The organism is Rhizobacter sp. LjRoot28 (assembly GCF_964253025.1).
GTDB lineage: Bacteria > Pseudomonadota > Gammaproteobacteria > Burkholderiales > Burkholderiaceae_C > Rhizobacter.
Window position 1 is genome coordinate 3,907,419 of the sequence record NZ_CAXUQC020000001.1, and the last position, 26,188, is coordinate 3,933,606.

Below are 26,188 nucleotides of genomic sequence, written 5' to 3' on the forward strand. Positions count from 1 at the left end.
TGACCCTCGCGGCGCCCGGATGCCGCGCAAGCACATTACTCGAACGGCCCGCCGCAGAAGCTTACCGACGCCGGACGTCGGGTGTTGCCGGGTGCGATCTGGAAGGCCACCTGTTCGGTGGCGGCGCGCGATCTCGGCGCGAACGCCGGCCATTCGGTTTCCCGCCAATGGAACCGCCAACGGCCCTCGCCCTCGGGGTAGCGGATCGTCAGACTGCCGGAGGATTCGTCGTGGCAGTGTCCACGGGCGTAGTCGCGTTCGCTGAAGCAGGCGCGGACCATCTTGCTGCACGAGAAGGGCACCGCGGCGTACGCGAGCGTGCGGTCGGCATCGAGCACGACGAAGTCCGCCGTTCCGAACGATGCGCCGCCGCCGGAGTACATCTCCCGCGTTTCACTCACCAGCGCAATCGCATGGGCCGCGCGGCCCACCGGGTACAGCGCCGGATGGATCTGCAGGGGCGGTGCACTGCCGCCGTCTGCCGTGGGTGGCGTGGTGTGCACGTGCTCGGCGAAGTCCCATATCGTCGCGCGTTGCGCATCGAGCGGCGCGCCACGGTCCAGTGCCACCAGCATTGGCCTCGACGCGTCGATGAGCCAGAGCGGCCCATCGCCTTGCCCGCGGGCGACATGGGCTTGCGTGTCCTCAGGCGAACAGGGCACGCGCAGCTTGGGGCACAGCGCAGCCAAGGCCGACGCGGAGATCCGCGTCGCCGGAGCGGCCTGCAGCACCACGGCCTGGCGGAGGCCGGCGGATTGCGCGGCGGCTGGAAAAGAAGCGCAGCACAGCGCAATCCATAACGCGAGCGCTGCTCGGCAAGACACCATGTCACTCCCTCCTGAAGCCCGACGCGGGCGAGGCGCATTGTGGCTTCAGGTGCGAGTCCGCTCCGCATGGCGCGGCGGGCTCTTCAGCAGCGACCGATGCGCGGGCAGGCGGACCCCGCAGCGTCGGCATGTCATCGAACGCAACCGAAGGCAGGGAGCGACACGACACAAGTCGAAACGATTTGGTGGGAGGGAACCGCGCGACAACGCCCTCACGGGCACACCATTGGCCAAGAGCGGCGGCGCCGGTCTTCGGCGCTTCGCGCGCCTGCACTCGGGCGGTGCGCTCAACCCCTCATCACGCCACAACGCGCCTGCAGAGTGCGATGAATGCCGACCGTCCATGCGCGATGGCGGGTCGGCATCGCGGCAAACCACATTCGAAATGGAGGCCCTCGTGTCATTCCTCGGACCTGACGCCAACGACCGGAAGTACCTGCAGTTCGACGGCTTGCGCGCATTCGCCGTGCTGTTCGTCATCTACCAGCATTGGCTCTACAACTCCGCGATCCAGCCCAAGTTCGACAAGTGGTATCACGTGCCGTTCAAGATGCCGATCGGCGGGCTCGGCGTGGCCATCTTCTTCGTGCTCTCAGGATTGCTCATCACCGAGATCCTCATGAAGGGCAACGGTTGTGCAGGCCCGGAGCGCCGACACTTCCTGAAAGCGTTCTACATTCGTCGATCACTGCGCATCTTTCCGATCTACTACCTGACGATCGGCGTGATGGCCGCCTTCGATGTCGAGCCCTTCAGGGAGCACTTCGTGTGGCTCGCGCTCTACGCCGCCAACATCCTCGTGTTCCTGGAGCAGGCATGGATCGGTCCGGCGTCGCACCTGTGGACGCTGGCCGTCGAGGAGCAGTTCTACCTCTTCTGGCCGATCGCGGCGCTGCTGTTCACCCGCAGCTTCGAACGCTTTGCAGTGGCCTTCGTGTTGTGCAGCATCAGCACCCGGCTCGTGCTGGCGGTGTTCTTTCCCGACATCACGAAGGTCGGCCAACTGCCCATCATCAGCATGGAGGCGATCGCGATCGGGGGCCTGCTCGCCCTCGACGGCGCGCCGGCCCGCTTCGTGGAAAAGCTCTCGGCCCGGCTGGCCTGGCTGCCTGCCGTGACCTACCCGATGATGGCCCTCGGCATCGAGCACGCCCTGCTCGACTTCACCGGCCACCTGGCCATCGTCTTCTTCGGCGTCTGGTGCGTTACCCGCGCCAAGGCCGGGATCTCCGGCGCGATCGGTCGGCTGCTCATGAATCGCTTTGTCCGATTCCTGGGCGTCACCAGCTACGGTCTCTACCTGTATCACAACTTCGCCGGCACCCTCGTCAATGCGCTCCTCGGGCTCGTGGGTCGCCAGGCGCTGAGCCACAACCTGCCGCTCAACCTCCTCATGATGACCACCGTGACCCTGATCCTCACGGTCCTGTCATGGGCGTTGATCGAGAAGCCGATCAACAGCTTGAAGCGGTTCGTGCCGTATTTCCCGGGGACACCGAGGGAACAGCAGCAGCCCTCGGCCACGGCCGGGGCGGCCGTCTCCTCTTGAGGACGGCTGCGAAGCAAGCCGCAAGATCGGACAGCTGAGCGGTCGGCACAGGCCATCCACGGGCAGCACCTGTGGCTGCCCGGCGGTTCTGTCGGCTCGAGCGTCCATCATCGACCGCTCAGTGCCCCGAGGCGCCGGAGGCCCCGATGCCCGTCTCCGACCGCACCTGCTGCGCGAGGAAGCCGGCACGGTCCTGCGCGGCCCGAGGGCTGCGGTCGAGGACCGAGAACAGCCAGATGCCCACGAAGCCGATGGTCATCGAGAAGAGGGCCGGTGACGCGTAAGGGAACAGCGCAGACCCGGCCGGGTTGCCGAGCGTCACTTCCCACACCGCGGGCGAGAGCAGGGTCAGGATCACCGACGAGAACAGCCCGAGGAAGCCGCCGATCACCGCACCGCGGGTGGTGCAGTCCTTCCACAACACCGACATCAGCAGCACGGGGAAGTTGGCGGACGCCGCAATGGCGAAGGCCAGGCTGACCATGAAGGCGATGTTCTGCTTCTCGAACGCGATGCCGAGCACCACGGCGACGATGCCGAGGCCGACGGTGGTGAGGCGCGACACCTTGAGCTCTTCCGCACTGTCGGCCTTGCCCTTCTTGATGACGGTGGAGTACAGGTCGTGCGACACGGCGGACGCGCCGGACAGTGTCAGGCCCGCTACCACGGCCAGGATGGTCGCGAAGGCCACAGCGGAGATGAAGCCCAGGAACACGTTGCCGCCCACCGCCTTGGCGAGGTGGATGGCCGCCATGTTCCCGCCGCCGAGCAAGCCGCCCTTGGCGTCCAGGAACTCGGGGTTGGTGAGCACAAAGGTGATCGCGCCGAAGCCGATGATGAAGGTCAGCACGTAGAAGTAGCCGATCCAGGTGGTTGCCCACAGCACCGACTTGCGGGCCTCCTTGGCGTTCGGCACGGTGAAGAAGCGCATCAGGATGTGCGGCAGGCCGGCGGTGCCGAACATGAGCGCCATGCCGAAGCTGATGGCCGAGATGGGGTCCTTGATGAAGCCGCCCGGCCCCATGATGGAAAAGCCCTGCGCCGCCGCCTCGGTGGGCGGCTTGCCCGCCGCCGTCGCGATGCCGGTCTTCACCTCGACCGCCTTGGCGAACATGGCCTCCGGGCTGAAGCCGAAGTTCCACAGCACCATGAAGGCCATGAAGCTCGCGCCGGCCAGCAGCAGGCAGGCCTTGATGATCTGCACCCAGGTCGTGGCGGTCATGCCGCCGAACAGCACATAGACCATCATCAACGCGCCCACGATGATGACGGCAATCCAGTACTCCAGGCCGAACAGCAGCTTGATGAGCTGCCCCGCGCCCACCATCTGCGCGATGAGGTAGAACGCGACCACGACCAGCGTGCCCGACGCCGCGAACACCCGCACCGGCGTCTGCGAGAACCGGAAGGCGGCCACGTCGGCGAAGGTGAACTTGCCCAGGTTGCGCAGCCGCTCGGCCAACAGGAAGGTCACGACCGGCCAGCCGACCAGGAAGCCGATGGAGTAGATGAGGCCGTCGAACCCACCGACCATCACGGCCGCAGAGATTCCGAGGAAGGACGCGGCCGACATGTAGTCGCCCGCAATGGCCAGGCCGTTCTGGAAGCCGGTGATGCCGCCGCCGGCCGTGTAGAAGTCGGCTGCGGACTTGGTCTTGGCCGCTGCCCACTTGGTGATGAAGAGCGTGCCCACGACGAACACGGCGAACATCGCGATCGCGGTCCAGTTCGTGGGTTGCTTCTCGGCCTGGCCGAGGTCGGCACCCGCCGCCCAGGCGGCAACGGCACCGCCCAGCAGCGCGATGGCGCAGAGCGATCGGATGATCATGCGGGCGCTCATTTCAGGGCCTCCTTGGCGATCTGTTCGGTGAGGGCGTCGTACTCGCCGTTCGCGCGGCGCACGTACACGCCGGTGATGACGATGGTGAAGACGATGATGGCCAGGCCGATCGGCATGCCGATCGTCATGACACCCTCGCCGAGGCGCGTCGAGAGGAACGGCTTGTTGTAGGCCACGAGCAGGACGAAGCCGTAGTACACGACCATCATCGACAGCGTCAGCCACCACCCGAAGCGGGTGCGTCGGGTCTTGAGTTCCCGGTATCTCGGATCGTTGGCGATGCGGGTTGTCAGATCGGGTTGCATGGTCGGTTCCTTTGGCAAGGGTTCCTGAATGGCATCGGCGGTGGCCGGGGCGGCTTGCGCTTGAGCGAAAGCCGCGCTGGCCGACGCCTCGCCGCGATCGTCGAACACGGAACCGTGCAAATTCCTTACAGCGTCGGCGCGACGACGCAGCCTGGATTGATCTGGATCAACTTTTCCGGTGATCGGCGGGCCGGCGGTGCGTTGCCGCGATCGGCGCCGTGCAGCAAGATGTGGCCATGCCCACGGCATTCGATTTCTCGTCGTCCCCGTTCGACGGCCTCGATGCCGAGGAGCAGCAGCTCGTGCGGGATGGCGTCGACATCGCGTACTTTCGCGAGGGCCAGACCATCCTCGACGCGGGCGACCCCGCCACGCACCTGTTCGTCATCATCAAGGGCCGGGTGTCGCAGTTCGATGCGGGCGAGATGGTGGCGAGCTACGGTCCGCGTGATTGCTTCGACGGCCGCTCCATCGTGGCCGGTCGGGCCAGCAGCCGCTTCGTGGCCGAGGAGGAGGTGCTCGCGTACGAGCTGGCCAAGGACACGGTCAACGCCCTCATCTCCCGCAACGCGACCTTCGGCGCTCTACTCTTCTCCGACCTCTCGCGCAAGCTCGGTGCCCTGGCGCAGCGCCATGCGGAGCGGGAGATCCATGCGCTGACCGGCTCGAAGGTCGCCGATGCCTTCCTGCGCCCGGCGCACATCGTGGACGGCGGCACCAGCATCGTGGCCGTGGCCGGCGTGATGCACGCCGAGCGGACGAGCGGCGTGCTGGTTCGCGACGGCGCGCGCCTGGGGATCTTCACCAACACCGGGCTGCAGCGTGCCGTGCTGGACGGCCGGTCCCTCGACGGGTTGCAGGTGCGTGAGCTGGCCACCTTCCGGCTCGTCTCCATCGCGCCCGACGCGCCCCTGTTCGACGCGCTCGCGCTGATGATCCAGCATCAGGTGCACCGCCTGGTGGTGGCAGAGGGCGAGCGCGTCGTCGGGCTGCTTGAACAGCTGGACCTGCTGAGCTTTCTGTCGAATCACTCGTACCTCATCACGGTTCAGATCGTGCAGGCGCAGGATCTCGTCGCCCTGGCCGCCCAGGCCGCCCGCATTCATCGCTTCGTTGCGCTGCTGTACCGCGGCGGCACCCGGGTCGGCCAGATCGGCCAGCTCGTACAGGCGCTCAACGCCAAGCTGTTCGAGCGAGCCTGGCAACTGGTCGCGCCACCGGCGCTGCAGGCGGAGAGCTGCCTGTTCGTCATGGGCAGCGAGGGCCGCGGCGAGCAGTTGCTCAAGACGGACCAGGACAACGGCCTGATCCTGCGGGACGACGCACAAACCGGCGACGCGGACGTGGCCGAGGCCTGCGCACGCTTCTCCGCGGCACTGCGCGACTTCGGCTACCCCGACTGCCCGGGCGGCATCATGGTCAGCAACCCGGCGTGGCGACGCCGCGCCAGCGACTTCAGCACCGTCGTGCGCCATTGGCTGCTGAGGCCGGCGCCGGAAGGCCTAATGGCGCTGGCCATCTTCATCGATGCGCATGCGGTGGCGGGTGACGCCTCGCTGCTCGCCCAGGTGCGCGCGACGGCCGATGCGCTGGTGGCGGCCGACGATGCGCTGCTGGCCCGCTTCGCGACCGCCATCGATTCCTTTCCGGAAGAGTCCGGCGGCTGGTGGAATCGCCTGCTGTCGATCGGCGAGCAGGACAAGCACACGCTCGACCTCAAGAAGGCCGGCATCTTTCCGATCGTGCATGGCGTGCGCAGCCTGGCCTTGCGTGAGCATGTGCGGGCCACGGGCACGCAGGCGCGCATCGATGCGCTGGTGGTGGCGGGGCGCCTGTCGGCCGAGTTCGCCCGGGATTTGTCCGACAGCCTGCATTTCCTGATGGGTCTGAAGCTGAAGGCCGGGCTTGCCGAACTCGACAGCACCGGCACGGTCTCCGGCGTCGTGCGGGGCGACCGGCTCAGCAGCCTGGAGCGCGACCTTCTCAAGGACGCGCTGGCCGTGGTCAAGCGCTTCAAGGCGATCGTCCGCCACCAGTTTCACCTGGACGCGGCGTGAGCGGATCGCGCGTCACGCCTGGGCAGGCGATGAAGCGCTGGCTCGGCGCCCTGCGCCGCCGCTGGATGCTGTACCACCTGGCCGACGAGCGCTTCGCCTTCCTGTTCGACGACCCACCCGCGGACGAGTGGGTGGCGATCGACTGCGAGACCACCGGCCTCGATGTGCGGCACGACAAGATCATCTCCATCGGCGCCGTGCGCATCGTCGGCAACCGCCTGTTGACGAGCGAGCGACTTGAACTGCTGGTGCGGCCCGAACGGGCACTCAAGGTCGACAGCATGCGGGTGCACCTGCTGCGCGAACGCGACGTGGCGCAGGGCATCGAGCCACGCGAGGCGATGCACCGGCTCCTCCACTTCATCGGCAGCCGGCCGCTGGTCGGCTACTACCTCGAGTTCGACGTCGCGATGCTGAACCGGGAGATCTGGCCGCTGCTCGGCGTGCGACTGCCGCAGCGCAAGATCGAGGTCTCCGGCATGTACTACGACCACAAGTTTCGCCGACTGCAGGCGAGTGCCCGGGGCCAGACGATCGACCTGCGCTTCGCCACCATCATGGCCGATCTGGACATCCCGCCGCGAGATGCGCACAACGCGTTGAACGACGCAGTGATGGCGGGTTTGGCGTTCGTGAAGCTGCGGGGCTTGCCCGTTGATCGGCAGCGTTCGGCCGGCGAGCACCCGCGCCGCTCAGCGCGCTAACGTGCGCAGCCTCGGAAGAGGCTCGGGTCCCGCCTCGGCGCTCGCGCCCTGCTTCTCGAGCGACCGCATACGCCGTCATCTCGGTAGGCGACAGGAGCGTCGGCAAGCCATGCGTCACCTCGGGGGCCTTGGCTGGCGCGCGAGGAAGGCCTCATCGGCAACGCATGACCGAGACCACGACACGAGGCGCCATAGACATCGATCGAGGCCCTGTCCATCCTACGTCCGCAGCGGCCCCGGCGTTGGACAGGGCTCAACGCCGCCCCGTGCAAACACTCACAGCCAAGGGATTTCCCTGAACACACGACATCCGCAGCACTGGTTCAATATGCTTTTGGAACCGGTTTCATACATATCAACAACCGGTTTCGCTTCTTTTCAAGGTGACCTGTTGTTCAACCCCGACCTCCTCACGATCGCCCCACCCTCCGCTTCGGCAATGTGGTCCCGCGACTTTCTCTTCGGCGCCGCGACGGCGGCGTACCAGATCGAGGGCGCCGTCCATGCAGACGGCCGCCACCCTTCCATCTGGGATGCCTTCTGCCTGGTGCCCGGCACTGTGCACAACGGCGACAGCGGCGAAGTGGCGTGCGATCACTACAACCGCTGGGAAACCGATCTGCAGCTGCTCGTCGACCTCGGTTTCGACGCCTATCGGTTTTCGGTGTCGTGGACCCGCGTGATGAATGTCGACGGCACGCCGAACCACCGGGGCCTCGACTTTTACAAGCGTCTCATCGAGCAGTTGGAGCGCCGCGGTCTCCAACGCTTCCTCACGCTCTACCACTGGGACCTGCCACAGCATCTGCAGGACCGTGGCGGATGGCTCAGCCGCGACACGTCCTTTCGCTTCGCCGAGTACGCCGACTTGCTGAGCCGCGAGCTGACCGGCGGTGTGAACGCCTGGACCACGCTGAACGAGCCCTACTGTTCCGCCTACCTGGGACATGCGACGGGCCGACACGCGCCGGGCATGAAGTGCGTGCAGTACGCCGTCGACGCGATGCACCACCTGCTGCTCGGCCATGGCGTGGCCTCCGCCGCGATCCGTGCCAACGACAAGGCCCCGATCGGCCTCGTCAGCAATGTCAATGCGGTGGTACCGAAAAGCAACTCGGCCGCGGACGCCCACGCCGCCACGCTGGCCTATGCGCATGCGAACACCTGGGTGCTGGACCCCTTGCTGCTCGGCACGTATCCGGCCGAGCTCAAGGAGCTCTGGCCTGGCGTCGCCGCCCCCGTTCGGGCAGGCGACATGGCGGCCATCGCTACGCGCATGGACTATCTCGGCATCAACTACTACTTTCGCGCACAGGTTCAGGCGGACGCGGCGGCCGGGTATGTCGAAGTCCCGATGGACGGCGTGGAACACACCCAAATGGGCTGGGTCGTCTACCCGGCCGGACTGCGCGACCTCCTGACTGAATTCAAGCACCGCTATCCAGGTCTGCCACCCATCTACATCACAGAGAACGGCATGGCCAGCGATGACAAGGTGGTCGATGGTCGGGTGGGGGACGAGCAGCGGCTTCGCTACCTCAACAGCCACATCGCCGCGGTGGACCAAGCCATGCGGTCCGGCGTGCAGGTCAAGGGCTATTTCGCCTGGTCTCTGCTCGACAACTTCGAATGGTCGTACGGCTACGAAAAACGCTTCGGCGTCGTGCACGTCGACTACGCGACCCAGCGGCGCACGCCAAAGGACAGCGCACTCGCGATGAAGGCGTTCCTCGAAAGGCGCAGACGCGGCGCCTGAGACTGCGTCATTGCAAATACACACCCCGGGGCCAGGCCTCACATTGCAGGAGTTTCCGACATGAACCGTTTCACTTCGCTCGCGGCCGGCGTCTGCCTCGTTGCCCTCTCGATCGGCGCGGCGCAGGCCCAGCCCAATCGGGCAGAGGTCATCCACTGGTGGACCTCGGGCGGTGAGTCGGCCGCACTGCAGGAGCTGGCCTCGGCGTACAAGGCCGCCGGCGGAACCTGGGTCGACAACGCCATCGCCGGCGGCGAACCGGCGCGGGCCACCGCAATCAATCGAATGGTGGGCGGCAACCCGTCCACCGCGGCCCAGTTCAACACGTCACAGCAGTTCATCGACGTCGTCAAGGGCGGCCTGCTGAACAACGTCGATGAGGTGGCGAAGAAGAACGACTGGGACCGGATCCTGCCCACGCCGATCCTCAACTCGATCAAGGTTGACGGCCACTTTTATGCCGTTCCCGTGAACATCCACATGTCGGGCTGGTTCTTCTATTCCAAGGCGGCGTTTGCCAAGGCGGGCATCAAGGGCGAGCCGCAGAACATCGACGAGTTCTTCGCTGCCCTCGACAAGCTCAAGGCCGCCGGGATCACGCCCGTCGCGTTCGGCGGCCAGCCCTGGCAGGAAAAGCTCGTCTTCGATGCGCTACTCGCCCACGTCGGCGGTGCGGACCTTTTCCTCAAGGTGTACCAGGGGGACGCCAAGGCACTCTCGTCGCCGGCATTCAAGAACGTGGTGTCGTCATTCAAGCGGCTGAAGAACTACGTTGACCCAGGCTCGCCGAACCGCAACTGGAACGATGCCACCTCCCTGGTCATCAACGGCAAGGCCGGCCTGCAGATCATGGGCGACTGGGCCAAGGGCGAGTTCCAGGCGGCCAAGCAGACTGCCGGCAAGGAGTTCGGCTGCTTCCCCGGGTTCGGTCCGAAGTCACCGTACATCGTCGCCGGCGATGTGTTCGTCTTTCCCAAGACGAGCGACGCGGCGCAGATCAAGGCGCAGCAGCTGTTGGCCACGACGATCACCTCCCCGACCACCCAAGTGGCCTTCAACAGCAGGAAGGGATCCATCCCGATCCGCACGGATGTCGACGCCAAGTCGATGGACATCTGCGCGCAGGCCGGCTTGCAGATCATGAAGGACAAGGCACGCCAGCTGCCCAACCCCGAGATGCTTGTGTCGCCCGACGTCGGCGGCGCACTCCAGGACGTTGTCACGACGTACTGGAACACGAGCCAGTCGGCGGACGAGGCAATTAAGGCTTTCAGTGCGGCGGTCAAGGGGTGAACTCCGCCGCCTGCCTCGGCGGCCTGTGGCGGCGTCACGGCATGGTCTACGCCGCGATGCTGCCGATGGTCGTCACCGTGCTCTTCGCCTACGTCGGCACCGTGCTTTGGTCGGTACGGGTGTCGGTGAGCAGCTCGCGCACGCTGCCGTCGAACGACTTCGTCGGCATGAGCCAGTACCTGCGGCTTTTCGCCTCGGACCGATGGCTGTTGTCCCTGGAGAACGTGGCCCTCTTCGGCCTGGCGTTCATCGTTGCCTGCCTCGTCCTCGGATTCCTGCTGGCGGTTTTCATTGATCAGAAGGTGGCGGGTGAGGGCGTGCTGCGCACCATCTTCCTCTACCCGTACGCGATGTCGTTCGTCGCCACCGGTCTCATCTGGCAATGGCTGCTCAACCCCGAGCTGGGCATCCAGTCCACCGTGCGCAGCCTGGGCTTCGAGAGTTTCACCTTCGACTGGATTGCCACGCAGGACAAGGTGATCTACGCGATCGCGCTCGCCGCCGTGTGGCAGGCCTCCGGTCTGGTCATGGCGCTGTTGCTGGCCGGCCTGCGCGGCATCGACGACAGCCTGTGGAAGGCCGCCCGCATCGACGGCATCCCCACGTGGCGCGTGTACCTGAGCATCGTGCTGCCCCAACTGGGCCCGTCGATCGGCACCGCCGTGGTGTTGCTGTCGGTGAGCGTCATCAAGGTCTACGACGTCGTGATCGCCATGACCCAGGGCGGCCCAGGTCTTGCGAGCGAAGTGCCCGGCAAATTCATCATGGACCACCTGTTCGGTCGTTCGAACATCGGCCTCGCCTCGGCCGCCTCCACCGTGCTGCTCCTGACCGTCCTCGCCCTGCTGGCGCCGTGGATGTACGCCCGCTCGCGCGCCGCCCGCCAAGGAGGCCACCGATGAGCGCCACAACACCTTCCGGCCTGCACGAACGCACGATGAACCCATCCGCCGTCACGCGCCCGGCCGCGCGCCCCCGACGCACCGTGTGGACGCCTGCCCGCCTTGGCATCTATGCATTCCTCCTCTCGGCCGCAGCCTTTTTCCTGTTTCCGCTGTACGTGATGCTCATCACTTCGGTCAAGCCCATGGAGGAAATCCGTCTGGGCAACCTCTTCTCGCTGCCGATCCGCATCACTCTGGAGCCCTGGGCGGTGGCCTGGTCATCCGCCTGCACCGGGTTGCAATGCAACGGCATCCGCGGCGGCTTCCTCAATTCACTCGCCATCGTCGTGCCAAGCACGGTGCTCTCGATCTTCGTGGGGGCACTCAACGGGTATGCGCTGTCATTCTGGAAGCCTCGTGGCGGGACCGTGTTGTTCGCCGTGCTGCTGATCGGTGCGTTCGTGCCGTACCAGGTCATCATGTTTCCGCTCGTGCGCGCGTTTGCCAGCATGTCGCTCTTCGGCACGCTGCCAGGCATCGTGCTGATCCACACCATCTTCGGCATGCCGGTGATGACGCTGCTCTTTCGCAACTACTACGCCTCGATCCCCAACGAACTCTTCAAGGCGGCCCGCATCGATGGCGGGGGGTTCTGGCGGATCTTCCTGCAGCTGATGCTGCCGATGTCCCTGCCCATCCTCGTCGTGGCCGTCATCATGCAGGTGACCGGCATCTGGAACGACTTCATCCTCGGTCTGGTCTTCGCCGGCAGCGAGAACCTGCCCATGACGGTGCAACTCAACAACGTCATCAACACGACCACGGGCGAGCGCCTCTACAACGTCAACATGGCAGCCACGGTGCTCACCTCGCTCGTGCCGCTGCTCATCTACCTCGTTTCGGGCCGATGGTTCGTGCGAGGCATTGCGGCCGGTGCCGTGAAAGGTTGAACCCGATGTCCCGAGTTTCCGTACAAGCACTGCAAGTCAAGATGGGCTCGGTGCCCATCCTTGAGAATCTCGACCTGGACGTCCGCGAGGGCGAGTTCCTCGTGCTGCTCGGGCCATCGGGCTGCGGCAAGTCCACGCTGCTGCACTCCATTGCCGGTCTCCTGGAAGCGGACAGCGGCCGCATCGACATCGGGGGGCAGGACGTCACGTGGGCAGACCCGAAGGACCGCTCCATCGGCATGGTGTTCCAGAGCTACGCGCTCTATCCCACCATGAACGTTGAGCGCAACATGTCGTTCGGCTTGCGCATCAACGGCGTGCCCAAGCGAGAGATCGCGCAACGCGTGGGGCGAGCTGCCGCCATGCTGCACCTCAGCGAGCTTCTGGACCGCAAGCCGTCGCAGCTCTCCGGGGGACAGCGTCAACGGGTGGCGATCGGGCGAGCACTCGTCCGCGAAGCCAAGGTGTTCCTGTTCGACGAGCCGCTGTCGAACCTCGATGCCAAGTTGAGGGCGGAGCTGCGGCGGGAACTGAAGCAGCTGCACCAGGAGATCGGCTCGACGATGATCTACGTCACCCATGACCAGGTCGAGGCCATGACACTGGCTCATCGAGTCGCAGTGATGCGGGGCGGCAAGATCCAGCAAATCGACACGCCATCAGCGGTCTACTCGCGTCCGGCCAACATGTTCGTGGCCGGGTTCCTGGGCTCGCCGAGCATGAACTTCATCGAAGGGGAGCTGCGGGTGGACGCTTCTGGTGCGGCGTTCTTTGAACGACTTCCGCTGCTGGTCCCCATGGAGGGCTGCGGGTTCAGCGTCCCTCGCGCAAATGGGCGCGACGTGGTGCTTGGCATCCGGCCGGAGCACATCACGCTCGACGCTGGCGTCGGGGCCAGCGGGCAAGGCCAGGTCACGCTCGTCGAACCGATGGGCTCGCATGTCGTGGTCTGGGTTTCGCTGCAAGGGCGGGATGTGTCCGTGACGATGCCGGTCGGTGAGGAGCCCATGGTGGGCCAGCGCGTGGGACTGCGCATTGACGCCAGCCGAGCCTCCCTCTTCGACGCGGAGACGCAGCAGCGCCTCTGAGCCGTAAAGCGCGCGGCGCCGCCGCGTTGCTCGCCACGGTTGCGTCCGAACAATGCCCGAGCAGGCTTGCGGCCTGCGACGCGCTCCGGCAGGGCCCGTATCCAACGGCTCCGACAGCGTCACAACAGGCCCCGCTTGTAACGAGCGTTTCTCGATGTTGATCGGCCCGCCGCTGAAGTCGAAGCCGATATCCTGCGAGCCGCTTGACCTTGAACAAGGCGTGCCGACGCATCATCCACAACCCAGGCACCTCGCTTATCCTCGATGCAGCTGAGCGGGACCCGGCAAGCTGCTTACAGGCGGTAGCGAGAACGAGGGGTAATCCGCTGCGGCATGGCAGGGGATCGTGAGCTAATTCGCGATCGACCATCACGGCCCACCGCGAACATGACCTACGACCCGACCCGGAACGCGCAGCTTCCGCTACCGTTGCCACCGCTCACCCCAACCTCCCGCATCCAGCGCCTCCGACTGGTGGGCGCCCTGAGCGCCATGGTCGCGCTGACCGCCTGCGGCGGAGGTGACGGCAACAGTGAGCAGGCCGTGGTCGATCCGAAGGCCCAGGCTCCCGTGGACGACCCCATCCAGGTGGAAGCGGCCGACACCTGGACCCGCATCGCCTATCAGGGCCAATCCTTCACGACCAGCGGCCCGCAGTCGGTCCGTTACGGTGCCTCGGGCCGATGGGTGGTCCGGACTGTGAACGGCGCCGGCCAGTGCACGTCGGCTTTCTTCGGTCGCAACCCCGCGCCGTGGTCGATGAAGGCCTGCTACGTCTTGACGACGACCTCACCCCCGCCGGCGCCGACGCCTCCTCCGCCGCCGCCGCCACCCGCACCGGCGCCGGGCCCCGCCCCCGCTCCGGCGCCAACCCCCGCGCCCGCTCCGACGCCGGCGCCCGCGCCAGCCCCTGCGCCGACGCCGGCACCGGCTCCCGCACCGACGCCCGCACCCGCCCCGGCCCCCGCATCGGCAGCCCGCGTCGCGCGCATCGACCTCGCCCAATCGTTCGTCTTCCCGAGCGACGACCGCGAGCTCGTCCTGGTGTCGAACAAGAACGTCATGGTTCGCGTGCATGCCACGACGACGCAGCCGCAACAGCCCAAGCCCACGGGCGTGTTGCGTGTGGAAAGCGCCACCGGCCAACTGCTCCGCCAGATCGAGCTGACGGCCCCCGCGGGCACCTTGCCGAGCGCGATGCCCGAGGTGCCGACGGCCACCAATGCCTACACCGCCCTCGTGCCGGCGAGCGCCGTCCAGGCGGGCATCCGCATGACGGTGAGCCTGGCCAACGGGCAGGCGCCGACCACCATCACGCCGCGCGTCGGTGGTGGCACGGCACTGACCCTCGTCGCCGTGCCGGTGCAGCTGGGCGGCACCACCGGCCAGGTCGCTACCGGTGTCGACCGCTATGTGCAGGCCCGCGTGCCGGCGGCCAGCGTCGCGGTGCGCGTGCGCGCGCCGTACGTGTCGACGGCCATCACCAGCCTGCCGACCACCGAGTCGGCGTGGAGCACGGCCTTCAACAAGGTGCTGTCCGAGCTGGCCAGCCTCCGGCTGATGGAGCAGGCCTCGCGCCAGACCTACTACTACGGCTTCATGCCCAAGCGCACCTATGGCCTGGCCGGCCTGGGCTACATGCCGGGCAACGCCGCGCTCGGCTTCGACCTGCCGAACAACTCGCTCGGCGTGCTGCAGACGCTCACGCACGAACTGGGGCACAACCTCAGCCTGCCGCACGCGCCCTGCGGCGGGCCGGCCGGCACCGACCCGTCCTACCCCTACCCCAACGGCCGCCTGGGTACGACGGGCCGCTTCATCTGGGGGTACAACCTGGAGACCGGCGGCTTCGTCGATCCCCGCCCCACGGACCGCTACGACATGATGAGCTACTGCAGTGGTGACACTTTCTCCGACTACAACTACCGGCGCATGCAGGTCCACCTCACGCCGGCGGACCGCACGACTGCCCAGGCCGTGGTGAGCCCGGTCGCGACCGGCCCGCAGGAGCTGCTGCTGGTCAGCGGGCGAATCGAGGCCGGCCGGGCCCAGCTGTCGCCGATGAAGTCGCTGGTGGGCGAGGCCGAACTGCCGCAGCCCGGACCCTACGTCCTGCGCATCACCTCGGCGAGCGGCGTGGTGGACTACCCGTTCGCGACGCAGGAGCTCGATCACGAGTCCGATGCGTCGCACTTCGCCTTCACCCTGCCGCACCCGGGCGCCATCTACAGCGTCACTATCCTGCGTGACGGGCAGGAGATCATGCCGGCGCAATCGAACGCCACCAGCCGTGCGCTCGCCAAGCCGTCCTCCCAAGGCGCGACCGGCGTCAGCGCTCTGCCCACCCCGAGCGTGGAGGCGCTGGAGCAGAACGGCAGCCTGCGCGTGACCTGGGACCACGCCCGCTATCCGTACCTCAGCGTCACGCATGTGGGCACCGGTCGCGCCACGCTCGCGCAAGACCTGCAGGGCGGCAGCGTCTCGGTGCCGGTGGGCGGCCTGCCCGCGGGCGGGCGGTTCGAGTTCAGCCTGTCGGACGGCCTGAACACGGTGCGCGTGACGCGCGCCCGATGAGTACAGGCCGGGCCGCCTAGGGCGGCCCAAGAATCGGAGGCCCGTCGATGAAGCGCTTCACTGCTTCATCGACGAATCGGCCTCCGATGATCGGCCTGCGGGCGCGCTGCAACCCTGCTTCCGTGGTCACTCCGGGTTGCGCTACAGGGCGCCCGCGGGCGGCCAGAAGAGCGGGCGAACCCGGCGGTCTTGAACACCGATGGACAAGCCAGAGCGGAGCGCCCTGATTTCCACACTCGGCGGGCCCGTGAACCGGCCGCGCAGGGCACGATAGGCCCGTAGCATGCGGTCGAGCGGCTGCAGCGGCCGTCGCCAATGTCTGCCCATCCAGAGGATGCGCCCGGCTCGACGACCGGAAACCGCAGAAGGGCTGCCCAGTGCCGCAGCCAGCGGCTGGCGCCCCGCTGCCGGCCTGCAACGTGCGGGTGCGAGGGTCAATCGGTGTGGCCCCGACGCAGGCCGAGCTACCTCCTGGAAAACACGACTCGCACGTCACCCCTGCCAAGCGCCTGCGCCAGGCCCGCCGGATCGTCCACGTGCCCCAGAGGCGTGTACGCGTACGGCGATTCGAAGGTGATGTAGAAGACGACGACGGTGCGCCCGCCCCACAGCAGGATGTCGCCGCTGCGGATCGTGCCCGGCCGCACCGCCTGGGTCGGCAGCGCGTTCGGCAAGTCCTTCTTCTTCTCGTTGCCGTTGAGCTCCTCCATGTCGAGGGTGAGCGGCAGCATGGCGTCGAGGGCGCGAGCGGCACCGGTGTCGGTGTCGGCCAGGGTGAAGGCGAACCGACGCTCGCCGACGGTCATCCACCTGCGTGATTCATCGGGTGTCCTTGTCATGGTCGGTGAACCGGTGGTTGGTGAACTGCTCGTGGGCGCCGGGGACGATGCCTCGCGCGCTGGCTGAGCGGCATGAACGCCCCCCGCTGCGGCGAAAAGCAGCGGCAGCATGCGCGATCGCAGCGATGCGCCGCGCCAAGGTCCGCGACGTCGCACGGCGCTCTGCGCGCCAAGGCGGCCTGGGTCGGCACCCGCGTTCGACTGAGCCATCGGGGTTCCTTTCATCGGAAGCAGCATCATGCCGCTCGACGCCATTGTGGGCGCGACGCCTTGAAGGTGAGCCATGCGCCGATCACGAGGACAATGGCACTCGCAGCGAACGTGCTCCCCAGGCCTCGGGCGTCGAACAGCACGCCGCCCAGAGTGGAGCCAAGGGCAATGGCGAGCTGGACAACGGCCACCATCAAGCCGCCCCCCACCTCGGCATCGTCCGGCATGGTTTGCGCGACCCAGCTCCACCATCCCACCGGGGTCGCCGTCGCCATCAATCCCCACACACCGAGCAGCAGCCCGACGGGAACGACCTCCGCGCCGAGCGGGATCAAGGCCAGGGCCACCCCGGCCATGAGCGTGGGAGCGACCATGAGCGTGCCGTGCAGGCTGGACCTGAGCAGCGCGCCAATCATGGCGGTGCCCAGGACACCCATGACGCCGACCAGCAGGAGCAGCAGCGACAGCGTGGGCACGTCGACCTGCGTCACGGATTCGAGGAATGGCCGCACATAGGTGAACAAGGTGAACTGCCCCATGAAGAAGGCGCCGCAGCCCGCGAGGCCATAGAGCACGGCACGGCGCTTGAGCAGCTTGAACCCGTTGCCTGCAGCAGCCGAACGCGGGCCGGCCGGGAGCGCAGGCAATGCCAACCACAGCCAGGCCAAGGCGAGCATGGACGCCGGCACCAGGGCGAGGAACGCGCCCCGCCATCCGACGACGGCGCCCAGGTAGCTGCCGAGCGGCGCCGCGATCACCGTCGCGAGCGCGTTGCCCCCATTGAAGATCGCCAGGGCCCTGGGCACCTGGCGAGGCGGAACGAGGCGCATGGCCATGGCCGCCGACATCGACCAGAAGCCGCCGATCACCACACCGATGAGCGCACGCCCTGCCATGTACACAACATAGTTGGGGGCCAACGCCACCACGGCCCCGGACACGCCCATCAGGACGGTGAGCACCAGCAGCACGATCTTGCGGTCCATGGTGCCGGCCAGCTTGGCGATCGACAAGCTCGCCAGCACGGCGAACACGCCCGAGATGGCGATGCCTCGTCCGGCCATCCCTTCACTGACCAGCAGGTCGCGGGCCATGGGCGTCAACAGGCTGATGGGCATGAACTCGGATGCCACGAGCGCGAAGACGCACAGCGACATGGCGAACACGCCGCCCCAGTGCGCCGGCCCATCGGCGGGCTCCGTCCGCTGTGTCATGCAGACGCCAGATGTTGCGTGAAGAACGACGCCAGCTTGTCAAACGGAATGATGTCGACCCGGTCGTACAGGTCGGTGTGGCTTGCCCCCGAGACGATGACCAGCTCCTTGGGCTCCGCCGCGGCGGCGTAGGCCGTCTCGCTGAAATAGCGTGAGTGGGCCTTCTCTCCATGGATGAAGAGAATGGGTCGCGGGGCGATCTCCTTGATGTACGTGAGGATCGGCATGTTCATGAACGACAGCGGCGTCGTCCGCGTCCAGGCGTTGCCCGAGTTCACCGCCCGCGCGTGATACCCGCGCGGCGTCATGTAGTAGTCGTGATAGTCGATGAGGAACTGCGCTCCCGCACGCTCCTTGTTGTAGGCGGGCTGGTAGTCGGGCGCTCCCCTACGGGCGTCCGTCCAGCGCTGCCGGCTGAGCTGCTCGAGTACCCGGGCCCGCTGCTCGGACGTCATGCTGTCGTTATAGCCTTTCGACATCACCCGCGTCATGTCGTACATGGTGCTCACGGCCACCGCCTTCACCCGCTTGTCGACGGCCACCGCGCTCAAGGCCATGCCGCCCCATCCGCAGATGCCGAGCATGCCGATGCGCTCGCGATCGACGTTCGGCTGCAGGCCGAGAAAGTCGACCGCTGCGCTGAAGTCCTCGGTGTTGATGTCAGGCGAGGCGACGTTGCGGGGAATGCCCGAACTTTCGCCGGTATGGGAGCCGTCGAACGCGACCGTGACGAAGCCTCTCTCGGCCAGCGTCTGGGCATGGAGCCCCGACGACTGCTCCTTCACCGCGCCGAACGGGCCGCCGATGGCGATCGCAGGCAGCCTGCCCTTCGCGTTGCGCGGCTGGTAGACGTCCGCGGCCAGGACGATGCCGTAGCGGTTCCTGAACGTGACCTTGCGGTGCTCGACCTTGGCACTGCGCGGGAAGGTCTTGTCCCAGGTGCTGCCCAGCCGCACCTCGCTATCGGGGCCGGCCGGGGCCGCAGCGGCGGAACCCACGCTCAAGGACGCGAGGCTCACGCCCGCCACCGTGAGCAAGTTGCGACGGCTGGCCGAGGGCGTTGCGTTGCGAGATTCATTGTTCGTGTCCACGGTGGATTCCTTCTGCACGGGTTCGTCGGCACCGACCTTTCGTCGGCATGGGCGGAATTTTCCCGGGCGTGCACTTACCTGACTAGCTACTCAATGCTTATTGGGTTTATTAGCTGAGCTAATCCCGCCGCGTGAGAGACTCCCGATCATGGTGAGACGAAACCTCAATGACCTGCTGTCCTTCGTGACGGTTGCACGCGAAGGGAGCTTCACGCGCGCCGCAGCACTGCTGGGCGTCACGCAATCGGCCTTGAGCCAGGCGATCAGCGGCCTGGAAGCCCGCCTCGAGATCCGGCTGTTGACGCGCACCACGCGCAGCGTCTCTCCCACCATCGCGGGCGAGCGGCTGCTGAAAGCCATCGGCCATCGCTTCGACGAGATCGAGGCGGAGCTCGGCGTGTTGTCGGAGCTGCGCGACAAGCCCGCCGGGACGGTGCGCATCACCTGCGGCGACCACGTGCTGCGCAGCACGCTGCTTCCCAAGATCACGCCCCTGCTGCAGTCGTTCCCGGACATCCAGGTGGAGTTCGACGTGAACTACGGCTTCAGGGACATCGTCGCCGATCGGTTCGATGCCGGGGTGCGCCTGGGTGACACCATCGACAAGGACATGATCGCCGTGCCCATCGGCGGGCCCTTGCGCATGGCCGCCGTCGCCACGTCTGACTATTTCGCCAGGCGCCCGAAGCCCAAGTCGCCCGCAGACCTCACCGCGCACGTTTGCATCAACATGCGCTTCCCCACGCACGGCGGCCTGTACGTCTGGGAGTTCGAACGGCGGGGCAAGCAGTTGAACGTCCGGGTCGAAGGACAGGTGACCCTCAACAGCACGCCGCACATCGTTCAGGCGGCACTGGCCGGGCTCGGCATCGCCTACCTTCCGGAGGAGGAGTTCTCCCCCCACCTCATCGAGGGCCGCCTGGTCCGCGTGCTCGAGGACTGGTGCCCGCCGTTCGAGGGCTACCACCTCTACTACCCCAGCCGTCGGCAGCCCTCACCAGCGTTCTCGCTGGTGGTCGATGCGCTGCGGTTGAAGAAGGAAGCCGGTACGGGGAGAAAGCGGCGCTAGGGCGCATCGGCTGAAGGTCCGGCGTCTTCATCGCGTCGAGCACCCCCGACGGAGCGACCGCCTCGCTGAGCGCCGGCATCTCGCAGCGGTCGCCCGCGTCGCCCGCTCAGCTCGGGGCGGACGCCCGCAGCATCTCGTGCTGCAAGCCCCAGTGCTCGACCGCGGCAGCAAGCACGATCCACTCCCCATCGTCGACCCGGGCGTCGCCTTCGGCCAGCTGGATACACCGTCGCAGGACACGGAGCCGCAACGCGGGATCACGTCGGACATGCTGACCTCGGCGTGCGGCATGAGAAGGCCAATGCGCCGCAGCATGAAGCGCACCCAGCGCATGGCCGGTCCGCGAATGCAGACTTCAGGCTTCGCGGCTCAACGCTGCAACCCCTGCGATCCGGTGCGGCAAAAGCGAACTAGCCGTGCGCATCCGTCTGGTTGATCCGAGGCCAAGCCGTCTTCACACTGCAGAGCGTTCAAACACTCGAGAAAGCCCAACCATGTTCTATGCCCTCAGCTGGTTCGTCGTCGCATCGCTCATCGCGCTCTGGTCCCTGTCGGCCTGGGCCGTTCATGCCGTCGCCGCATGGACGATCGCCTCCGCTGGCGCGCTGTCCGGAGCGGCTTCGGCGACCGGCGTCATCACGCTGCCGGCTTGGCTGTCACCCTGGGTGCCGCCTCAAGCCCTGCAGTGGATCAGCGACTTCGTCACCGGCCTGGGCCCGCTGATCGACCGCCTGTTGCAGGCAGCCCCGGCTTTGGCCGACGGGCTGGCGGTGGCGGCCTGGGTGGTGTGGGGCATGGGCAGCGTGCTGCTCCTGCTGCTGGGCGCCGGGATGCACCTGCTCATCGCGCTGGCGCGGCGCCACGGTGGAGGGTCCGGTCCGGGCGCCGGTTCGTCGCTGGCCGTGCGCTGAGCCGGTCGAACTGCCGCCGGTCTGAGGGTACGACGCGACAACGCCCTCGGCCCATCATGGCCTGGGGTCACGCACCGAGCAAGCGTCACTCGCGGATGCGGCGCACTCAAGAGGATGACGGCCCTTCGCGTCTTGCAATCGGCTCGACGTGCGGGTGGAGCGTAGCCTTGACGCCCGAGACGAACGGCCTGAACGATTGATCAAGAAGCCCGTACCCCATGCAATGTGCGGCGAGGGCTTCCGCCTCAAAGTTCATCCTGCCGACAGGCACTTCATTGACCTTTCTGACAGGACCTCGCCATGACCCGCCTCGCCCAGCTCTTCGTCGCCTCCACTCTCGCCGTCGCCGCCAGCGCGGCCAGCGCCGCACCGGCCGCGGCCGAAGCGGCCCCGCGGACGCTCGCCGCATTCGCGTCCGATCACATCACTGCCCGGGACGGAACGCCGCTCTACTACAAGGACTGGGGCCCGAAGAACGGCCCGGTGGTTGTCTTCAGTCACGGCTGGCCCTTGAACTCGGACAGCTGGGAGGCCCAGATGATGTTCCTCGCCGACCACGGCTACCGCGTGGTCGCCCACGACCGCCGCGGCCACGGTCGCTCGGGCCAGTCATGGAACGGCAACCACATGGATCAGTACGCCGATGACCTGGCCACGGTGATGGCGCAGCTGAACCTCACGAAGGCCACGCTGGTGGGCTTCTCCACCGGCGGTGGCGAAGTTGCGCGCTACATCGGCCGCCACGGCACCCAGCGCGTCGCCAAGGTGGTGCTGGTGAGCGCGGTGACGCCCATCATGGTGAAGACGCAGGCCAACCCGAACGGCGTGCCGATGGCGGCGTTCGACGGGCTCCGCAAGGGCTCGCTCGACAACCGCGCCCAGCTTTACAAGGACATCGCGGCCGGCCCGTTCTTCGGCTTCAACCGGCCCGGCGCCACGCCGTCGCCGGGCCTCGTCGACTCCTTCTGGCGCCAAGGCATGGTGGCGGGACACAAGGCCACCTTCGACTCCATCAAGGCCTTCTCCGAAAGCAACTTCGTGGAAGACCTGAAGAAGATCGACAAGCCCACCCTCGTGATTCACGGCGACGACGACCAGATCGTGCCGATCGAGACCACCGGCCGCGCCACCGCGAAGCTCGTTCCCGGCGCGACGCTGATCGAGTACGCCGGCGGCCCGCACGGTATCACCGACACCCACAAGGACCGCCTCAACCAGGACCTGCTGGCGTTCATTCGCCGGTGAGTTCGGACGGCGGTGCGGACCCTCGCGCCGCCGCGCCTCCCGTGGGGTCGACGTCGCTGTCGCCGCTTACGGCCAGCGATGGCAGCGATTTGGGGCAGCAACGGGGCCGCCTGGGACGCCAGGCGGAATGACCTGCCCAACGCTGGGCACGGTGATTGCTCCTTGATCCGCCGCAGCCCATGCCAGCGGCGCTCACAGGGAGACAACAAAATGACCAAGGTCGCAACAACGCAGGTGAATTCCACGCAGGGCCTGGAGCTGCTGGCGCGCAGCGGTTACGCCGCCCGCGGCATCGTGTACCTGATCGTCGCCTTCTTCGCCGTTCAGGCGGCGCGGGGCAGCGGCGACAACGTCAGCACGAAAGGAGCCGTCGAGCAGATGATGGGCGAACCGTATGGCCAGGCCCTGTTGTGGGCGGTGTTCGTCGGCCTCATCGGCTACGCCATCTGGCGGATGATCCAGGCCCTGGCCGACACGGACAACCACGGCACGGACCTGAAGGGACTGGTCATCCGCGCCGCCCTGATCGCCAGTGGCATCACCCACGTGGTGCTCGCGTTCTTCGCGCTGAGCTTGGTCAGCAGCGTGGACGTCGGTGCGGGCGGAGGGAGTGGGGGTGGCGGAGGCGCGGGCGGGGACATGCTCTCGCGGCTGCTCGAGTTCGAGAACTCCAACCTCCTCATCTACGCCATCGCGCTGATTCCCCTGGGCACCGGCATCGCCCACCTGGTGAAGGCATGGCGCGCCGGGTTCGAGCGCTACTTCGAATGCCCCGAGCACGTCATGCGCTGGGTGCGACCGATCTCGCAGGTGGGCTTGGCCGCGCGGGGCATCGTGTTCCTGATCATCGCCGCGCTGCTGTTCATGGGCGGCGCTCGTTATGAGCCCACCGACCCGCCCGGCCTCAAGGAAGCCTTGGATGCGCTGCAGGGCATGCCGTTCGGCAGCCTGCTGCTGCTGGCGATCGGCCTCGGCCTCGCGGCCTTCGCGGTCTACAGCTTCGCCGAGGCGCGCTGGCGGCGCATCGACTTGCGTGAGGTCAACGTACCCAGCCTGCGCCCGCACGGGCACATGGAATCGGTCCGGCAGGCGTAAGGCATCAGGCAGCCAAGAGGACGCGCGGGCTCGTCGCCTGGTGGACGGATCCCCGCAACTCGCTTGCCCGTCGGCCCTCCGGACCGATCCGGTCGGCTCGGCGGACGACTGCATGGCGATCCGCGTCCACGCCACTGACGCTGGGCTGGGCCGTGTACCCCTGCCGGGTGGCCGGGGCGCCCCGCGCGCTTTCTTCATACCTGCTGCGCCAAGTGCGTCCGTGTGTCCTGGACGCGGTGCACGCCGATTGCTCTGCTTCTGCTACGAGCGGCGCCGCCCCACGGCGACCGGCACTCCGCAACCCGGCCGCCCAAGCGGCTCTCAACGCAGAGGCTTCCCATGACCCCTTCAGCCCTCCTCAATCGACGCACCCTGATTGCCAGCGCCGCCGCGTCATCGGCCTGGCTGGGCCTGCACAATGCCGTGGCCCAGACCGCCGCGCGCGGCGGCAACTGGTTCGACATGGTCAAGGCACATCACCTGCTGGTCGCCAAGACCTTCGACCGCCTCCTCGACAGCACCGACAAGACGTACCTGCGCCGACAGCGCCTGCAGCGCACGCTGGCCTACGAACTGACGGCCCATTCGGTCGCCGAAGAGAACGTCCTGTATCCCGCCCTGGCGCGCCACGGGTTGGTCAGTGAATCGGACAAGCTGTACCTCGACCAGGCCCATGCCAAGGTGATGAACGCGGAGGTCGAACTCACCTCGATCGAGGACGAGGCGGCCTGGACGGACAAGGTGAGCGCCCTGCAGGCCGCCGTGCTGCGCCATGCGAAGCAGGATGAAGAAGTCGATCTGTATCCGCGCTTGCTGCAAAAGCTCGACACGCCGGCCAACCAGCTGCTGACGTTCGCCTACCAACGTGAGTTCGCCGGAGTGCGGCCGGCGCCGGAGATGCTGCCGAAGCCACGCGGTTGACCGACCGCTGCGGGCACGACGTCTGACGCAGCGTGCGTCTGCGGCACGGTGCCGGGTCCGGAGCGAATGCTTTCAGGCGTACGTCTCCGGGCAGGCACGGTCCTGCGCCGCAGACCTCGCGTGGCCGCAGCTCGGGTCGGAGCGGCCGAGCGCAACACCTTGAACAAGGGCACGGCGATTGCCGCACCACGTGGCCACTTGAGCGCATGGAGTGCCCGCATGGAACAACGCGACGCAGCGAGCAAGGACCTGTCCAACGTCCTGATGCACGTGCGTGCCGAGCCCGAAGGGTGGGACCCCCATCGCGGTCCGGACGATCGGCGGGACTCATCGCCCTGAGTACGGTTGCCAAAACGCGCGGCACATGTGCGAACGGACTGCGTGCCCCAGCCGCCGGGCCGGCGTTCGGCATGAACGCCTTGACCCTGCTGCTGGCAACGATTGCGATGGCTCTGCTCAGTGGCTGCGCGACACCCGGCCGGCTCAGCGATGACGACCGCCAGCCCTTGGCGAAGAAGACCTTCGTCATCACCGGCGCGTCGAGCGGCATTGGCCGCGCCACGGCGCTTCGCCTTGCCTCGCTTCGCGCGAACGTCGTGCTGGCCGCCCGACGTACCGAGGTCTTGAACGAGGTGGCCGCCCAGGCGCAAGCCGCCGGCGGGCAGGCGCTGGTCGTCACGGTCGACGTCAGCAAGGCACAGGACATGGAACGGCTCGCCACCGCCGCCGTCGAGCGCTTCGGCCGCATCGACGTGTGGGTCAACAACGCAGGGGTGGTCGCCATCGGCCCGTTCACGGATGTCCCGCTGCCGGACCATGACCGCATCGTCGACGTGAACCTCAAGGGGGTGATCCACGGCAGCCATGCCGCGTTGCGGCGCTTCCGCGAACAGCCGACGGGCGGCACCCTGATCAATGTGGGCTCGGTCGAAGGCGTGCTGCCGCTGGCCTACCAAGCCTCCTACTCGGCAACGAAAGCCGGCGTGCTGGCCCTTGGTCGGGCACTCAACGAGGAGCTGCGGCTGGCGGGCCTGGCACCGCAGGTCACGGTCGCGACGGTCATGCCCTGGGCCACGGACACGCCGCTCTTCACGCACGCCGCCAACTACACCGGACACACGCCGCAGCAGATCGCGCTCGACGACGTGGCAAAGGTGGCGGACGCCATCGTGCACGTGTCGCTGTACCCCACCGAGGAACACGCGGTGGGATGGAAAGGCACGGGCGCCGTGCTCTCGCACAATTGGTTGCCGGACCTCACGGAGCGGCTGTCGGCCGACGTGTACCACCGGCTGCAGATCGAACGCGCGCCGCCCGCGCCGGCCACCTCAGGCAACCTGCATGCGCCCATGCGCGAAGGCACAGGGGAGGACGGCGGGGTGCGGCAGCGTATGGATGACGAAAGTCGCGTGCGCGAGTTGTCCGGCCGCTGACTGCCGTCTCATCCGGCGCTTCGGCGCCTTGGAAGTCGGCCCGGGTCAAGGTGTCATGGGACCGATTGGCCCTCGTCGGCGCGCGGGACCTCGGGGCTTGCATCGCCTCGGCGGAGGACGTCATTTCGACCCACCCTTCGAAAACCCTGGGCTGGTGGCAGACGACCGCACCGACAGTGCCGCAGAAGGGTGATGCACATCGAGCGACCGGGCGTCACCACGTGCGCGAAGACGAACCGCACGCGTCGCCAGCAGCATCGCGCTCACGCCCTAGATGGCAAGTCCGGAAGTGGCGAGTGCATCACGCCGCACTTCGCCAGACTCGCGCTCTTC

At 67.2% G+C, this 26,188-nt stretch carries 22 protein-coding genes; 15 read left to right on the forward strand and 7 right to left on the reverse strand.

Features of this window, described 5'->3' with window-relative positions:
* Positions 1-35: 35 nt before the first annotated feature.
* Entirely contained in the window at positions 36-827 is a 792-nt protein-coding gene (locus ACSQ2F_RS17805; protein ID WP_436025249.1) for a hypothetical protein, read from the reverse strand.
* Between the two features lie 397 nt (positions 828-1,224).
* Here ACSQ2F_RS17805 and ACSQ2F_RS17810 point away from each other — a divergent pair, with 397 nt between their 5' ends.
* Positions 1,225-2,376 carry an acyltransferase family protein gene (locus ACSQ2F_RS17810; protein WP_436025251.1) on the forward strand — a complete coding sequence of 384 codons (1,152 nt, stop codon included), beginning with the start codon at positions 1,225-1,227 and terminating at the stop codon, positions 2,374-2,376.
* Positions 2,377-2,494: 118 nt separating this feature from the next.
* Here ACSQ2F_RS17810 and ACSQ2F_RS17815 read toward each other — a convergent pair whose 3' ends face one another.
* Both ACSQ2F_RS17815 and ACSQ2F_RS17820 read right to left on the reverse strand, forming a co-directional pair.
* Positions 2,495-4,216 (reverse strand): cation acetate symporter, encoded by a 1,722-nt coding sequence (locus ACSQ2F_RS17815; RefSeq protein ID WP_436025253.1) that lies wholly within the window; start codon positions 4,214-4,216, stop codon positions 2,495-2,497.
* On the reverse strand, positions 4,213-4,521 hold the full coding sequence (locus tag ACSQ2F_RS17820) for a DUF485 domain-containing protein (RefSeq protein ID WP_436025255.1): 309 nt from the start codon (positions 4,519-4,521) through the stop codon (positions 4,213-4,215). Before ACSQ2F_RS17820 ends, ACSQ2F_RS17815 begins: the two co-directional genes overlap by 4 nt.
* A gap of 236 nt (positions 4,522-4,757) precedes the next feature.
* Here ACSQ2F_RS17820 and ACSQ2F_RS17825 point away from each other — a divergent pair, with 236 nt between their 5' ends.
* From ACSQ2F_RS17825 to ACSQ2F_RS17860, 8 genes are all read left to right on the forward strand, one after another.
* Complete coding sequence (locus ACSQ2F_RS17825; RefSeq protein ID WP_436025257.1) at positions 4,758-6,578, forward strand: DUF294 nucleotidyltransferase-like domain-containing protein; 1,821 nt, start codon at positions 4,758-4,760, stop codon at positions 6,576-6,578.
* 29 nt (positions 6,579-6,607) lie between these two features.
* Positions 6,608-7,282: a 3'-5' exonuclease gene (locus ACSQ2F_RS17830; RefSeq protein WP_436026861.1), complete on the forward strand. Its 675-nt coding sequence runs from the start codon at positions 6,608-6,610 to the stop codon at positions 7,280-7,282.
* A 439-nt stretch (positions 7,283-7,721) separates the two neighbouring features.
* Positions 7,722-9,038, forward strand: coding sequence for a GH1 family beta-glucosidase (locus ACSQ2F_RS17835; protein WP_436026863.1), 1,317 nt, complete (start codon positions 7,722-7,724; stop codon positions 9,036-9,038).
* 60 nt (positions 9,039-9,098) lie between these two features.
* Positions 9,099-10,331 (forward strand): ABC transporter substrate-binding protein, encoded by a 1,233-nt coding sequence (locus tag ACSQ2F_RS17840; protein WP_436025259.1) that lies wholly within the window; start codon positions 9,099-9,101, stop codon positions 10,329-10,331.
* Between the two features lie 41 nt (positions 10,332-10,372).
* On the forward strand, positions 10,373-11,233 hold the full coding sequence (locus ACSQ2F_RS17845) for a carbohydrate ABC transporter permease (RefSeq protein WP_436026865.1): 861 nt from the start codon (positions 10,373-10,375) through the stop codon (positions 11,231-11,233).
* 35 nt (positions 11,234-11,268) lie between these two features.
* Positions 11,269-12,165 carry a carbohydrate ABC transporter permease gene (locus ACSQ2F_RS17850; protein ID WP_436026867.1) on the forward strand — a complete coding sequence of 299 codons (897 nt, stop codon included), beginning with the start codon at positions 11,269-11,271 and terminating at the stop codon, positions 12,163-12,165.
* A gap of 5 nt (positions 12,166-12,170) precedes the next feature.
* A complete protein-coding gene (locus ACSQ2F_RS17855) occupies positions 12,171-13,253 on the forward strand; it encodes an ABC transporter ATP-binding protein (RefSeq protein ID WP_436025261.1) in 1,083 nt (360 codons plus the stop codon).
* A 387-nt stretch (positions 13,254-13,640) separates the two neighbouring features.
* Positions 13,641-15,827, forward strand: a complete 2,187-nt coding sequence (locus tag ACSQ2F_RS17860) for a M66 family metalloprotease (protein WP_436025263.1) — start codon at positions 13,641-13,643, stop codon at positions 15,825-15,827.
* A gap of 464 nt (positions 15,828-16,291) precedes the next feature.
* On the opposite strand, the gene ACSQ2F_RS17865 is transcribed toward ACSQ2F_RS17860, so the two are convergent.
* The 3 genes from ACSQ2F_RS17865 to ACSQ2F_RS17875 all read right to left on the reverse strand — a co-directional run bounded on the left by ACSQ2F_RS17865 (position 16,292) and on the right by ACSQ2F_RS17875 (position 19,181).
* The gene (locus tag ACSQ2F_RS17865) at positions 16,292-16,633 is read right to left on the reverse strand and encodes a cyclophilin-like fold protein (protein ID WP_436025265.1); all 342 of its coding nucleotides are present in this window, start codon (positions 16,631-16,633) and stop codon (positions 16,292-16,294) included.
* A gap of 269 nt (positions 16,634-16,902) precedes the next feature.
* Positions 16,903-18,090, reverse strand: a complete 1,188-nt coding sequence (locus tag ACSQ2F_RS17870; RefSeq protein WP_436025267.1) for an MFS transporter — start codon at positions 18,088-18,090, stop codon at positions 16,903-16,905.
* The gene (locus ACSQ2F_RS17875; RefSeq protein WP_436025269.1) at positions 18,087-19,181 is read right to left on the reverse strand and encodes an alpha/beta hydrolase; all 1,095 of its coding nucleotides are present in this window, start codon (positions 19,179-19,181) and stop codon (positions 18,087-18,089) included. The genes ACSQ2F_RS17870 and ACSQ2F_RS17875 overlap by 4 nt, the downstream gene beginning before the upstream one ends.
* Before the next feature lie 148 nt (positions 19,182-19,329).
* Between ACSQ2F_RS17875 and ACSQ2F_RS17880 the strand changes: the two genes are divergently transcribed.
* The gene (locus ACSQ2F_RS17880) at positions 19,330-20,250 is read left to right on the forward strand and encodes a LysR family transcriptional regulator (protein WP_436025271.1); all 921 of its coding nucleotides are present in this window, start codon (positions 19,330-19,332) and stop codon (positions 20,248-20,250) included.
* A gap of 106 nt (positions 20,251-20,356) precedes the next feature.
* Here the strand turns inward: ACSQ2F_RS17880 and ACSQ2F_RS17885 are convergent, their stop codons facing one another.
* Positions 20,357-20,500 carry a hypothetical protein gene (locus ACSQ2F_RS17885; protein WP_436025273.1) on the reverse strand — a complete coding sequence of 48 codons (144 nt, stop codon included), beginning with the start codon at positions 20,498-20,500 and terminating at the stop codon, positions 20,357-20,359.
* Between the two features lie 244 nt (positions 20,501-20,744).
* Between ACSQ2F_RS17885 and ACSQ2F_RS17890 the strand changes: the two genes are divergently transcribed.
* The 5 genes from ACSQ2F_RS17890 (at position 20,745) to ACSQ2F_RS17910 (ending at position 25,855) form a co-directional block, all read left to right on the forward strand.
* On the forward strand, positions 20,745-21,161 hold the full coding sequence (locus ACSQ2F_RS17890; protein ID WP_436025275.1) for a hypothetical protein: 417 nt from the start codon (positions 20,745-20,747) through the stop codon (positions 21,159-21,161).
* Between the two features lie 300 nt (positions 21,162-21,461).
* Positions 21,462-22,406 carry an alpha/beta fold hydrolase gene (locus ACSQ2F_RS17895; protein ID WP_436025277.1) on the forward strand — a complete coding sequence of 315 codons (945 nt, stop codon included), beginning with the start codon at positions 21,462-21,464 and terminating at the stop codon, positions 22,404-22,406.
* Positions 22,407-22,616: 210 nt separating this feature from the next.
* Positions 22,617-23,501: a DUF1206 domain-containing protein gene (locus tag ACSQ2F_RS17900; RefSeq protein ID WP_436025279.1), complete on the forward strand. Its 885-nt coding sequence runs from the start codon at positions 22,617-22,619 to the stop codon at positions 23,499-23,501.
* A 339-nt stretch (positions 23,502-23,840) separates the two neighbouring features.
* Positions 23,841-24,422: a hemerythrin domain-containing protein gene (locus tag ACSQ2F_RS17905; RefSeq protein ID WP_436025281.1), complete on the forward strand. Its 582-nt coding sequence runs from the start codon at positions 23,841-23,843 to the stop codon at positions 24,420-24,422.
* A 410-nt stretch (positions 24,423-24,832) separates the two neighbouring features.
* Positions 24,833-25,855, forward strand: a complete 1,023-nt coding sequence (locus tag ACSQ2F_RS17910; RefSeq protein WP_436025283.1) for an SDR family NAD(P)-dependent oxidoreductase — start codon at positions 24,833-24,835, stop codon at positions 25,853-25,855.
* Positions 25,856-26,188: the final 333 nt, after the last annotated feature.

Coding starts and splice junctions, on each gene's coding strand:
- ACSQ2F_RS17855 (WP_436025261.1), top strand. CDS start 12,171: ATGTCCCGAGTTTCCGTACAAGCACTGCAAGTCAAGATGGGCTCGGTG.
- ACSQ2F_RS17820 (WP_436025255.1), bottom strand. CDS start 4,521: ATGCAACCCGATCTGACAACCCGCATCGCCAACGATCCGAGATACCGG.
- ACSQ2F_RS17870 (WP_436025267.1), bottom strand. CDS start 18,090: ATGACACAGCGGACGGAGCCCGCCGATGGGCCGGCGCACTGGGGCGGC.
- ACSQ2F_RS17900 (WP_436025279.1), top strand. CDS start 22,617: ATGACCAAGGTCGCAACAACGCAGGTGAATTCCACGCAGGGCCTGGAG.
- ACSQ2F_RS17895 (WP_436025277.1), top strand. CDS start 21,462: ATGACCCGCCTCGCCCAGCTCTTCGTCGCCTCCACTCTCGCCGTCGCC.
- ACSQ2F_RS17890 (WP_436025275.1), top strand. CDS start 20,745: ATGTTCTATGCCCTCAGCTGGTTCGTCGTCGCATCGCTCATCGCGCTC.
- ACSQ2F_RS17860 (WP_436025263.1), top strand. CDS start 13,641: ATGACCTACGACCCGACCCGGAACGCGCAGCTTCCGCTACCGTTGCCA.
- ACSQ2F_RS17825 (WP_436025257.1), top strand. CDS start 4,758: ATGCCCACGGCATTCGATTTCTCGTCGTCCCCGTTCGACGGCCTCGAT.
- ACSQ2F_RS17865 (WP_436025265.1), bottom strand. CDS start 16,633: ATGACCGTCGGCGAGCGTCGGTTCGCCTTCACCCTGGCCGACACCGAC.
- ACSQ2F_RS17845 (WP_436026865.1), top strand. CDS start 10,373: ATGGTCTACGCCGCGATGCTGCCGATGGTCGTCACCGTGCTCTTCGCC.
- ACSQ2F_RS17835 (WP_436026863.1), top strand. CDS start 7,722: ATGTGGTCCCGCGACTTTCTCTTCGGCGCCGCGACGGCGGCGTACCAG.
- ACSQ2F_RS17815 (WP_436025253.1), bottom strand. CDS start 4,216: ATGAGCGCCCGCATGATCATCCGATCGCTCTGCGCCATCGCGCTGCTG.
- ACSQ2F_RS17905 (WP_436025281.1), top strand. CDS start 23,841: ATGACCCCTTCAGCCCTCCTCAATCGACGCACCCTGATTGCCAGCGCC.
- ACSQ2F_RS17880 (WP_436025271.1), top strand. CDS start 19,330: ATGGTGAGACGAAACCTCAATGACCTGCTGTCCTTCGTGACGGTTGCA.
- ACSQ2F_RS17830 (WP_436026861.1), top strand. CDS start 6,608: ATGAAGCGCTGGCTCGGCGCCCTGCGCCGCCGCTGGATGCTGTACCAC.
- ACSQ2F_RS17805 (WP_436025249.1), bottom strand. CDS start 827: ATGGTGTCTTGCCGAGCAGCGCTCGCGTTATGGATTGCGCTGTGCTGC.
- ACSQ2F_RS17840 (WP_436025259.1), top strand. CDS start 9,099: ATGAACCGTTTCACTTCGCTCGCGGCCGGCGTCTGCCTCGTTGCCCTC.
- ACSQ2F_RS17850 (WP_436026867.1), top strand. CDS start 11,269: ATGAACCCATCCGCCGTCACGCGCCCGGCCGCGCGCCCCCGACGCACC.
- ACSQ2F_RS17910 (WP_436025283.1), top strand. CDS start 24,833: ATGAACGCCTTGACCCTGCTGCTGGCAACGATTGCGATGGCTCTGCTC.